Source organism: Micromonospora sp. DT4 (genome assembly GCF_049841675.1).
Taxonomy (GTDB): domain Bacteria; phylum Actinomycetota; class Actinomycetes; order Mycobacteriales; family Micromonosporaceae; genus Micromonospora.
Genome location: NZ_JBNCKT010000149.1, coordinates 1 through 10,315, shown reverse-complemented (window position 1 = coordinate 10,315; position 10,315 = coordinate 1). Strand labels below are relative to the sequence as shown.

Annotated in this window: 7 protein-coding genes and 1 pseudogene; 4 read left to right on the top strand and 4 right to left on the bottom strand. The window is 70.3% G+C overall.

Annotation, left to right across the window (positions count from 1 at the left end; translation table 11 throughout):
• A pseudogene (locus ACLQ24_RS26545) lies at window positions 1–600 on the bottom strand (hypothetical protein); the annotation flags it as partial.
• Between the two features lie 781 nt (window positions 601–1,381).
• On the opposite strand from ACLQ24_RS26545, the gene ACLQ24_RS26540 reads away from it, so the two are divergent.
• Window positions 1,382–3,100 carry a cellulose binding domain-containing protein gene (locus ACLQ24_RS26540; protein WP_425894434.1) on the top strand — a complete coding sequence of 573 codons (1,719 nt, stop codon included), beginning with the start codon at window positions 1,382–1,384 and terminating at the stop codon, window positions 3,098–3,100.
• Between the two features lie 180 nt (window positions 3,101–3,280).
• On the top strand, window positions 3,281–4,216 hold the full coding sequence (locus tag ACLQ24_RS26535; RefSeq protein WP_425894433.1) for a hypothetical protein: 936 nt from the start codon (window positions 3,281–3,283) through the stop codon (window positions 4,214–4,216).
• Between the two features lie 17 nt (window positions 4,217–4,233).
• Here the strand turns inward: ACLQ24_RS26535 and ACLQ24_RS26530 are convergent, their stop codons facing one another.
• On the bottom strand, window positions 4,234–5,313 hold the full coding sequence (locus tag ACLQ24_RS26530) for a glycosyltransferase family 2 protein (protein WP_425894432.1): 1,080 nt from the start codon (window positions 5,311–5,313) through the stop codon (window positions 4,234–4,236).
• A gap of 60 nt (window positions 5,314–5,373) precedes the next feature.
• Window positions 5,374–7,158 (bottom strand): hypothetical protein, encoded by a 1,785-nt coding sequence (locus ACLQ24_RS26525; RefSeq protein WP_425894431.1) that lies wholly within the window; start codon window positions 7,156–7,158, stop codon window positions 5,374–5,376.
• A 51-nt stretch (window positions 7,159–7,209) separates the two neighbouring features.
• On the opposite strand from ACLQ24_RS26525, the gene ACLQ24_RS26520 reads away from it, so the two are divergent.
• A complete protein-coding gene (locus ACLQ24_RS26520; RefSeq protein WP_425894430.1) occupies window positions 7,210–7,344 on the top strand; it encodes a hypothetical protein in 135 nt (44 codons plus the stop codon).
• Here ACLQ24_RS26520 and ACLQ24_RS26515 read toward each other — a convergent pair.
• Entirely contained in the window at window positions 7,331–8,797 is a 1,467-nt protein-coding gene (locus tag ACLQ24_RS26515) for an endo-1,4-beta-xylanase (RefSeq protein WP_425894429.1), read from the bottom strand. The two genes, ACLQ24_RS26520 and ACLQ24_RS26515, sit on opposite strands and share 14 nt — an antisense overlap.
• A 633-nt stretch (window positions 8,798–9,430) precedes the next feature.
• On the opposite strand from ACLQ24_RS26515, the gene ACLQ24_RS26510 reads away from it, so the two are divergent.
• A complete protein-coding gene (locus ACLQ24_RS26510) occupies window positions 9,431–10,222 on the top strand; it encodes a hypothetical protein (protein WP_425894428.1) in 792 nt (263 codons plus the stop codon).
• The last annotated feature ends 93 nt before the right edge of the window (window positions 10,223–10,315 follow it).

Sequence of the window (10,315 nt, the reverse complement as noted above, 5' to 3'; positions counted from 1 at the left end):
GTGAAAGCCTTGTTCGGCAAGCCAGAAGTCCGCTACGCAGCCGGCTAACCACGGCACCTTTGGGTTACTGGTCAATACTGGTTGCCTTCCACCGGTGGTCGGTGGCGGTGAGGACGTCCATCCGCGCTCCCTTCTGGAGAGTGGCAACGATTGAGCACGGCTCTTCCACCTCACTTGATCGATACTGGATTCCCGCCGTGCACCCGGAGTGGCGGCCTCGGTTCGGCGCGGGCAAGGTCCGCTGCGGGCAGCAGACACCTTCGATGGCCGCCGCAGCGAGGCCACGGCTGCGGGCGAAACGATCGAGCAGGTCCGGCCGCCCAGACCACCGCTGCTCGGCGGCGGATCGGTGACGGCCGGGCCGTTGTCCGAGTTCATGCCGGCCTGCACCCATGCTCGTAGTTGCGAACCCGGGCACTCGGTCGAGTTGCCCGACCGCCCTCCGTGCCACGTCTTCGCCAGCGTCTTCCCGGTCAGGGCGTTGGCGCGGCTGTAGAGCGCCCGCATCGAGCGGAGCACGGCCGGCGTCACGTCACCGTCGTTGCCGATGAAGCCCGCTGCGATATGGGTGTCGTCGTATTCGCTGGCATGAGCACCCATCACCTCCCAGCCACGCCCCTCGTGGGATCTACCGCGGGATTGTCGTCGGTGGCCCCCACCGAGTAGTGGGCCGTGAATCCGGTACGCGCCGCGAGGGCAACACGCGTGACCTCGATCGGGGGCCATGCGTCCCAGCGGAGGTCCCGGTGCCCCTTGATCTGCGGCCCGGTTCGTCCAGCGGGCCGACCGAATCTGTCGCCAGCTGCTTCCCGTCGGCGGCCATCGCCGCCGCAGCGGTGCCGAGCACCGCTTCTAAACAGGTCGCCTTACATCGGCATGCACCCGGGAAACCCGACGCCCACCGCCGCCAGCATTGACAGACACCATTGAAAAAAATAAATTCCTGACAACGAGAAACTGTTTCGTTGGCTCGCTGTGCGGCACTCACCCGCGAGCCGCGAATGAGCAGAGCGGCCGCCCGCCCCACGAGCCGGTCGACAAAGGAGGGTGCCGCAGCCCCGCCGGACCCGCTCGCCGCATTGTCATCCGCTCGTCGCCGCCCCCGCTCCACCGCCGGCGCGCGGGCCGATCCGGCGTCGACTCCCGGCCGCCGCACCGGCGTTCCCCCGGTGCACGCTCCGCGAATCGTCGCGCGGCGTTGGGATCAGCGGCCGGCACGGCATGTCGAGGGTGACCGGCAGGGCTGATCTGGACAGCGGATCCGACCACCCACCGTCGCGCGCTTGGGAGCGCTCCCGGCGACGCCTGACGTTACCGCCCGACGCTCTCCGTCGACCAGCCCGGACGCGTCGGCCGCCACCACCACCTCGGGAGAAGCCTGATGAGAAAACGAAGGGTCACCAACACCGCCCTGATGTCGGCAGGCGCCGTCCTGCTGGCGTCGACGGCGGTCGCCCTGGCCGCGCCGGCCGGCGCCGCAGCCGCCGGCTGTGCCGTGAACTACGCCGTGTCATCGCAGTGGCAGGGCGGCTTCGGCGCGAACGTCACCATCACCAATCTCGGCGATGCGGTCAGCAGTTGGACGCTGACCTGGTCCTACACCGCCGGCCAGACCGTCACGCAGGCCTGGAACACGACCCTGACGCAGAGCGGCGCCGCGGTCACCGCCAAGAACGTCAGCTACAACGGTGCAATCGGAACCAACGGCACCGCGTCGTTCGGCTTCAACGGCTCGTGGACGGGCAGCAACCCCGATCCGTCCAGCTTCGCGCTCAACGGCGTGACCTGCACCGGCGGCACGACACCGACGACACCGCCGCCGACGACACCGCCGCCGACCACACCGCCGCCCACCACACCGCCACCCACCGGCCCGGCGGACATCACGGTGAACAGCGCCACCAGATACCAGACCGTCGACGGCTTCGGGGCCGCCCAGTCGATCTGGGGCAGCGCCTGGTCGACCACCGACACCCAGACGCTGGTCGGGCTGGGCGCCAACCAGCTCGGCCTGTCCATCGTGCGTACCGGCCTATCCCCGGTGTCCAGCGAATGGGCGACCCACGTGAACTCACTGAAGACGGCGGAGGCGTACGGGTCGAACGTGAAGATCCTCGCCTCACCGTGGACCGCGCCTGCGGCCTGGAAGACCAACAACAGCAGGACCAACGGCGGCAAGCTGAAGACCGACTACTACGACGACTACGCGAACCACCTGAACAGCTACGTCCAGTACATGCGGGGTCAGGGCGTGACCATCGACGTCACGTCGGTGCAGAACGAGCCGGACTGGCACCCGGACTACGACTCGATGGACTGGAGCGGCACCGAGCTGCGCACCTTCGTCCGCGACCAGGGCGCGAAGGTGCAGAACAGCAAGCTGATGGTCGCCGAAGCCGTCAACCTGAACTACGGCTACACCGACCCGACCCTGAACGACGCGACCGCCCGGAACAACATCGGCTACATCGGCGGCCACCTGTACGGCACCGAGTCGGCTGGTCGGCTGGCGCCGTACTCCCTGGCCGCCCAGTACAACAAGCCGGTGTGGATGACCGAGTGGAACTACCACGAGGCCGACGGCAGCGGCTCGAACATCTGGGGCAACCCCAGCAACCTGGCCGTCTGGAACGAGACGCTCGACGACATCATGCGTACGGTGCACAAGTCGATGGAGGCCAACTGGAGCGCCTACATCTGGTGGTACGGCAAGCGCTACTACTCCTTCATCGGCGACGGCGAGGCGGCCTACGGCACCACGGCCGGTGCCCCGCTCAAGCGTGGGTACGCGTTCTCGCAGTACGCGAAGTACGTCCGGCCGGGCTACCAGCGCGTGGCCCTGACCAAGAGTTCCAAGGCGTCCCCGCTGGAGGTGACGGCCTACCAGGGTGACGGCAAGATCACGCTGGTCATCCTCAACCGGTCGAACAGCGCGGTCAACAACGCAGTGGTCCAGGCGCCGCAGAACGTCAGCAAGGCGGAGTACTACCTGACCTCGCAGAACGCCAACGCGGCCAGCCAGCCGACCAGCGTGAACGGAGGACAGGCCACCATCAACGTCGGCGCACGCAGCATCTCGACCCTCGTGTTCACGCTCTGACCGTCGCACGGCGGCAAGGCGGCACGGCCACACGGCGACACGGCGGCGAGCCGGCGGGGTGTGGGGTGTGCGAATCGCGCGCACCCCACGCCCCGCGCGGGGTCAGTTCCCTCCGACCGGGGAGCGCCTTCCCCTACCGGAGGGAACCCTGACGGCCGGCGCCCCGCGAGGATCGCAGGCATGACGACGGCGGCACCCCTCACGCGCCGCAGCGGCCACGGCCTGACGTACGCCGTACTCGCCTGGGCCGTGGCCTACGGCGGCATACGTCTGGCCTGGACGGTCGGTGAGACGCCGGAGTTCCCACCGTTCGGGTCCGACCTGCTCGGCTTCACCGGCTGGCGGTCGGTGGCGTTGTGCCTGGCCGCCGGCGGCGGTGGCGGTCGCCCTGGACCGTGCGACGACCTGGCGACCGGCGCTCGCGGGACTGGCCTGTACGGTCGCCGGCGCGTTGGTCGCAGCGGCGGCGATCCTGCTGCCGGAGCTGGTGAGCCTCCTCCTGCTCGCGCCCGGCCCGTCCTTCGACCCGCTGGCGTTCGCCAGTCGGCTCGGCTGTGCACCGGCGCGGCGCTTCTCGGCCTGGCCACCTTCGGCTATCAGCGCCGTACGCGGGGCGACTGTCCCGACTGCTGCCGGACGATCCGACCGGGTCAGCGGCGCAGGGCACCCGCGCCGTGGGCGCGCTGGGGAGCGTACGTGGCGGTGGCCGGGCTCGTAACCCGCTTCGCGGCACAGGCCGTGGTGGGCTTCGACGACCTCGCGCGAAACGCCTCCATCATCGGGTTGCAGATCGGTCTCGTGCTGGCCGGGGTGCTGTTGCCGCTGGCGCTGGTGCGGCCCTGGGGTGAGATCTGGCCGGGATGGGTGCCGTTGCTCGCCGGCCGTAGGATCCCCCGACGGCTGTTGCTGGTGCCGGGCTTCGGGCTCGGGGCAGCCATCGTCGCCTACTTCGGCATGGGGATGGCGCAGGAGACGTCGGGGTCGGCCAGTGAGTTCTCCGACGCGTTCCTCTGGGTGGCCATGTCGGCGTACTGCCTCCTGGGGCTCGGCCTCCTCGTGGCGTCCAGCGACTACCACCTGCGTACCCGTAGCGCGTGCCGGGCCTGCGGCCGCTGACCGGCCGCCGGCCCGGGTCAGCTCCGGTCGCGCTCGCCGACCTCGCGTCGACCGGGTGCGGGCCGGGGCAAGGGATTGTCCCGGGCGGACGCCACCCGTTGGCCCCGTACCGGCGAGAGCGGCGCGGGCGGGACCGGCCGCCGCGGTGTCCCGCCCGTCTCCGCGACGAGGTACTCGGTCTCCTGCACCAGGTAGTGCGGTCGACGTTTGGTCTCGTAGTAGATCCGGCCGATGTACTCCCCGATCACGCCGAGGATCGTCATCTGGATGCCGCCGAGCCCGATCACGCTGACGATGATCGTGGTGTACCCGGGGACATCGATCCCCTTCTCGACGGCGTCCGCCACGACCCAGGCCATGTACGCAAGCGCTATGAGGGTCAGGAACAGCCCGCCGTAGATGGCCAGGCGCAGGGGCCGGTTGTTGAACGACAGCAGGCCGTCGAACGCGTAGTTGAAGAGTTTACTGAGCGTCCACCTGCTCCGCCCGGCCTGCCGGGTCTCGTTGGCGTGGGCCACCACCGCGGTGCGGAAGCCGATCCACGAGAACAGCCCCTTGGAGAAGCGGTTGTATTCCGGCATCGCCAGTATCGCGTCCACCGCGAGCCGGGACAGCAGGCGGAAGTCGCCCGCACCGTCCTGGAGGCGCACGTCGATCCACCAGTTGATCACCCGGTAGAACGACCGGGAGGCGACCATGCGGACGAACCGGTCACCGCGTCGGTCCCGCCGGGCGATCACCTGGTCGAAGCCCTGCTGGTACAGCGTCACCATCTCGGGCAGCAGCCGCGGCGGATGCTGCAGGTCGGCGTCCATGATGACGACCGCGTCGCCGGTGGCCCGCTGCAACCCGGCGAGCATCGCCGCCTCCTTGCCGAAGTTGCGGCTCAGCGACGTGTAGCAGACGGTGGGGTCGGCGGCCGCGAGCCGGCGCAGCGCCGCGAGGGTGCCGTCCTCGCTGCCGTCGTCGACGTACACGACCTCGACCTCGACGTCGGGCAGCTCGGCGAGAGCGGCGCACACGGTCTCGTGCAGCCGCTCGACCGACGCCTCCTCGTTGAAGCAGGGCACCACCACGGACAGTCGCACGTCCGTCACCTCACCCTGCCCGTACCCGGGCATCCGCCGCCGACGCCCGCGGACCCGGCGCTCACCCGGTCAGAGGTGGTAGACCAGCATGCCATCGAAATCCTCCCGGGTGATGCCCAACCCGTCGATGGGCCGGGTCGCGATGCTCTCCCACGGCGTTCCCACGACGCGGCTCGGCACGACCATCACCGACCGCACGCCGATCCCGCGCAGGTGCGCGACGCTGACCGGATCGGGGAACGACGCCACCGCCATCCGGGTCTGCGCCTGGCTGACCGGCTCGAAGCCGGCCAGACCGTTCGTCAGCCGGGGGAAACCGTCGGTCGACCACAGCATGTACGTCAGGTCGCCCAGTCCCCCGGCCGGCAGCACGAGAATCGGGTCCTGCACCGTCCGCATCGCGGCCGGCGGTTGTGGCACGGTCGGGTGGGGCGTGGAGTTCACGCCCTCCAGGGTGACCACGGTCAGCGGAATCAGCAGGACCAGCGGCGTGAGGGTCGCCGCCCAGCGGCGGGGCGTGGACTGGCGCAACGACTCCGCGAGAGCGGTCACCGCGCCGGCCGCCAGCACCGCCAGCAGCAGGCTCGTCCAGTGCATCATCCGACCGGGCGTACGCAACGCGTCCCAGCCCGGCAGGAGCGTCGACAGCGTCAGGTAGCCCGGGTCCCCGTCGCCGCCGAGGGTGGCGCCCAGACCCAGCAGCACCGTGCCGACCACGCCGAGTCCCAGCGCGACCCGGTGCCGCAGCGGGTACGCCGAGAGAAACAGCCCGGCCGCGGCCAGCCCGATCAGCATCATCCCCGGCAGCAGCGCCATCTCCGGCGGCCAGGACAGCTGCTCGCGTGCGGCGGCGTGCCGGTCACCCCACAACCACGAGTCCGCCGGCGCGGTGACGAACCCGATCAAGGGCGGCGAGAACATCTTCGTCCAGTCGAGCGTCCGCTCGGCCTGCGGGTTGAGATCGACGACGCGCAGGTAGACCATGCCCAGCAGCAGCGTCACGACGCCGAACAGCCCGCCGCCGACGAGATCCGCGAGCAGCAGCCGCCAGCCGAACGGAGGCCGCTCCCGCCGCCGCCACCAGGACCAGCCGTAGCAGCCGGCCGCCACCAGAACCGCGGCCAGCAGGAAGTAGACAAGCGGCAGGCCGATACCGAAGCCGAGGCTGATCTGCCAGGCGGCGACGAGCCACCCGGCCACCGCCCAGGCGGGCCGGCGCAGCTCGGGCCGGTACCCGTGGCGCAGCGACCAGCCGTGACCACGGGCCAGCATGGCCAGCGACAGCGCGATTCCCGCGCTGGACAGGATGTTCAGGTGCCCCGAGTGCGCCAGCCGCCACGGCGCGTACGCCCACGCGACGGCGGCGACCGCGCCACCCCACCGGTTCGCGCCGAGCTGCCGCGCCAGGGCGTACGCCCCGAGCGACGCGAGCGCGTGCAGCAGCACGTACAGCACGTTGTACCGGATCACGGCCGCCTCGAAGCCGGAGCCGAGCATCCCCATCGGGGCGTAGCCGAGCAGGGTGTCGCTGTAGGCGTACGTGTACTTCTCGGGGTAGAACGTGTTGGAGTTCCAGAGGTCCGCCGGGCTGCTCAGCAGAGCATGCCCCGACCAGGCGACCTGCCACGCCTGCAACAGCGGGTCGCCCAGGTCACCGGGGATCGTGCTCGCCGGGTGCCGCAACGTCGGCCAGGTCAGCACCACCGCCAGCAGCAGGCTCGCCAGTACCGCCAGGGTCCATTCGGAACGCGCCCATTGCCATCGCCCCCAGTCGGCCGGCGGCCGTTCCTCGGCGGTCTCGTCGGGGGTCACGTCTTCCGAGGTTGGTGAAGGGGTGGCGGACCGGATAATCATGAAATAGATGCTCTCCAATAGTGTCGGCCTTGTCCATCCGGTGTCCGAAGCATGGGTGTGCCGGGCACACTCTTCAACGGTTCCGCACCGATGGATGTCGTGGTCAGCGGCGACGGTAACGCGGACGACGTGCGTCCGCGCTACCCCGCCGCCGATTTTGTCGAACGGGTGGTCAGCCGATCTTGATCAGCTGCCACTGCTGGTTGGTGCCGCCCCAGTCCGCGTACTGCACGACGTTGCCGCCGTCGGCGGTGGACGCGCCCTGCACCTCGACGGCCTTGCCGCTGTTGCGGTTGATGAGACGCACGTAGCCCTCGGACGAATCGGCCAGCCGGAACTGCTGGTTCGTGCCGTTGCCGTCGGTCCACTGCACGATCGCCGCCGAGTCGGCGGTCGAGCGGTTGTAGACGTCCAGCACCTTGCCGGAGTTGCGGGACTTCAGTCGGTAGTATCCGCTACCCGAGTCGACGAACTGCCACTGCTGCCACGCCCCGTCGTTACGGCTCCACTGGTCGATCCGGGCACCGTCGCTGGTCGCCCGCTCGTACACGTCCAGGGCCTTGCCGCTGTTGTGGTTGACCAGGACGTACCAGGCGGTGGTGTCGACCGGCGAGCCCGGCGGGGGCGTGGTCGGGTTGCCGCTGCCCGCGTTGAGGGCGTTGAGGACGGAGGTGTACGCCGCCTTCTTGTTGCCCGAGCGGTCGAACAGCAGGGCGTTGTCGGAGCCGCGCCAGGAGTCGCTGTCCCGCACGCCCCAGGTGGTGATGCCGGCGCAGCGCGCGACGGCGAGGCAGGCGCGGGTCACGGAGGCGTAGATGTTGGCCTGGTTGGAGCCGGTCATCACGTCCAGCTCGGTGATCTGCACGTCGAGGCCCAGATCGGCGAAGCGTTGCAGGTTCGCCTGGTAGTCGCTGGCCAGCGTGGTGCCGAGGTGGGACTGGAAGCCGACGCAGTCGATCGGTACGCCGCGGGACTTGAAGTCGCGCACCATGTTGTAGATGCCGGTGGACTTCGCGTTGACGCCGTCGGTGTTGTAGTCGTTGTAGCAGAGCTTGGCGCCCGGGTCGGCGGCGCGGGCGGCACGGACCGCCGCCTCAATCCAGTCGTTGCCGGTGCGCTGCAGGTTGGAGTCGCGTCGCCCGCCGCTGCCGCCGTCGGCGAACGCCTCGTTCACCACGTCCCAGGCGTAGATCTTGCCGCGGAAGTGGGTGGCGACCTGGGTGACGTGGTTGATGGCGGCGTTGCGCAGCGCGGTGCCGGACATGCCCTGCGCCCAACCCGGCTGCTGCTGGTACCACAGCAGCGTGTGGCCGCGGACGATCATGCCGTTGGACTGGGCGTGGCTGACAAGACGGTCACCACCGGTGTAGCTGAACCGACCCTGCTGCGGCTCGGTGGCGTCCCACTTCATCTCGTTCTCGGGGGTGACGCTGTTGAACTCGCTGTTGAGGATGCTGGTGTACTGGCCGTCGGAGAGCTTGCCGGTCGCGACGGCGGCACCGAAGTAGCGGCCCCTCTCGGCCGCCGACGCCTTCAACGTCGTTCCTGCGCTGGCCATGGGTGCCAGCGCGACCGTCATACCCGCGGTCAGCGCGACCGCGAGGGTCGCCGTCGCCAGCAGAGCTTTTCTAGGTCTCATGTCGTTCCTTCTCAGTGGGTGCATCGGCGGTGGTGATGTGCCACTTCGCTCAGGACGACCTGTTCCCGGCGGCGCACGCCGGCTGGGCCAAGGAATTCGGGACGGTCATCCTGACCCACCTCGCACCGGCGCACGCGGGATCGGCCGGCGTTCGCCGGGAACCACACGAGTCCTGAGACGGCGTCCGCTGCCCGTGGGACGCCGTACGTCGAGGCGCGACCACGGGACCCGCCCGGTGAGCCACCGATGCCGCCGACCTCTGCATCGAGGGTGAGCGATAACATGCTGTTCGTCAAGACGTAACGAGCCGGCCACATGACCCCCCGGCCGGCGTCGACTCGGGGCGCGCACCTCATCGTCGCTCCTGAATGCCTGGTGGGCGATCGCGTCGGCGAGTGGCGCCACGCGGACGCGGCGGGACCCGTCGAACGCGAGCCTTGTTATCGCTCACAGAGCCGGTCGACCCGCCCGCGTACCACCACGGACGTCGATCGGCCAGCGGCAGGTGTAGCCCGAGTCCCCAGGGGGCAACAACCCGCGCATGGGTGGGACGCCACGGGTCGACGAGCGACTGCTCGGACAGGGGCACCGCCGTGCCGAGCCGGGCCGGACGCGGCCGTCGTGGACACCCGCGTGACACGGCCGAAGCACTGCCCGCCGCCGGTGGCGCTCGGCGCGGTGGCGCTCGGCGCGGCCGCGCTGGCGGCGGCTCTGGGCGCCGAGCCCGCCTCCGCCGGACCGTTGCCGATACCGATGCCGACCACCACCGGGCCGGCGGGGGCAGGCACCGCACCGGAAACCGTCGAGTCGCTGCTGCGGGGCGTGGTCGAGACCCCCCTGCCGATCGACCTGCCGCCGCCGACCGCCCTCCCACTACCCCTGCCGACGACCGTCCCGCTGCCGAAGGCCACTCCCCTGCCGCTGCCGAAGGCCACCGCGCCACGCCTACCGACGGCCGAACCGTCGGTAGGCGCGCCCACCCGAGCACCCCGTACGCGACAGTCGTCCTCGCCGCCCGCCGCGCCCACCCTGGCCGCCTCCTCGACCTCGCGCCCCACCCCGCCGTCGTCACCACCGCCGACATTGACCGTGGAGGCGTCCCGCGTCGAGGCCGTGGACCGCCGGGCGCCGGCGCGGAGGCGTGCGACGGTGACGGCCGAACCGTCGCCAGCGCCGGTCCCTCCCGCTCGTCCCCTACCCTGGCAACCGGCGCTGGCGCTGGCATTCGTGTCCGCGCCCACCAGCACAGGCGCCGGTGGCGCCGACCTGACGGCCTCGGCAACCGACGGGCCGCCGTCCGTCGGGCCGCTGCACCGGGGGCGAGCCGTCGTGCCCTTCGACAGTCGAGCCACCAGTCGACCCGTGGAGCGGGGGCCCCCGCCACCACGGCAGCTCCTGATCGCCCATCCACGTCCACGACGTTGATCAGGAGAGATCATGGAGCTAGTAGCGTGTCGCTGCTAAGTTCTGGGGTGTCTTGTTGGGAGGGTGGGGGAGGCAGATTTCCCCTTCCCTCTG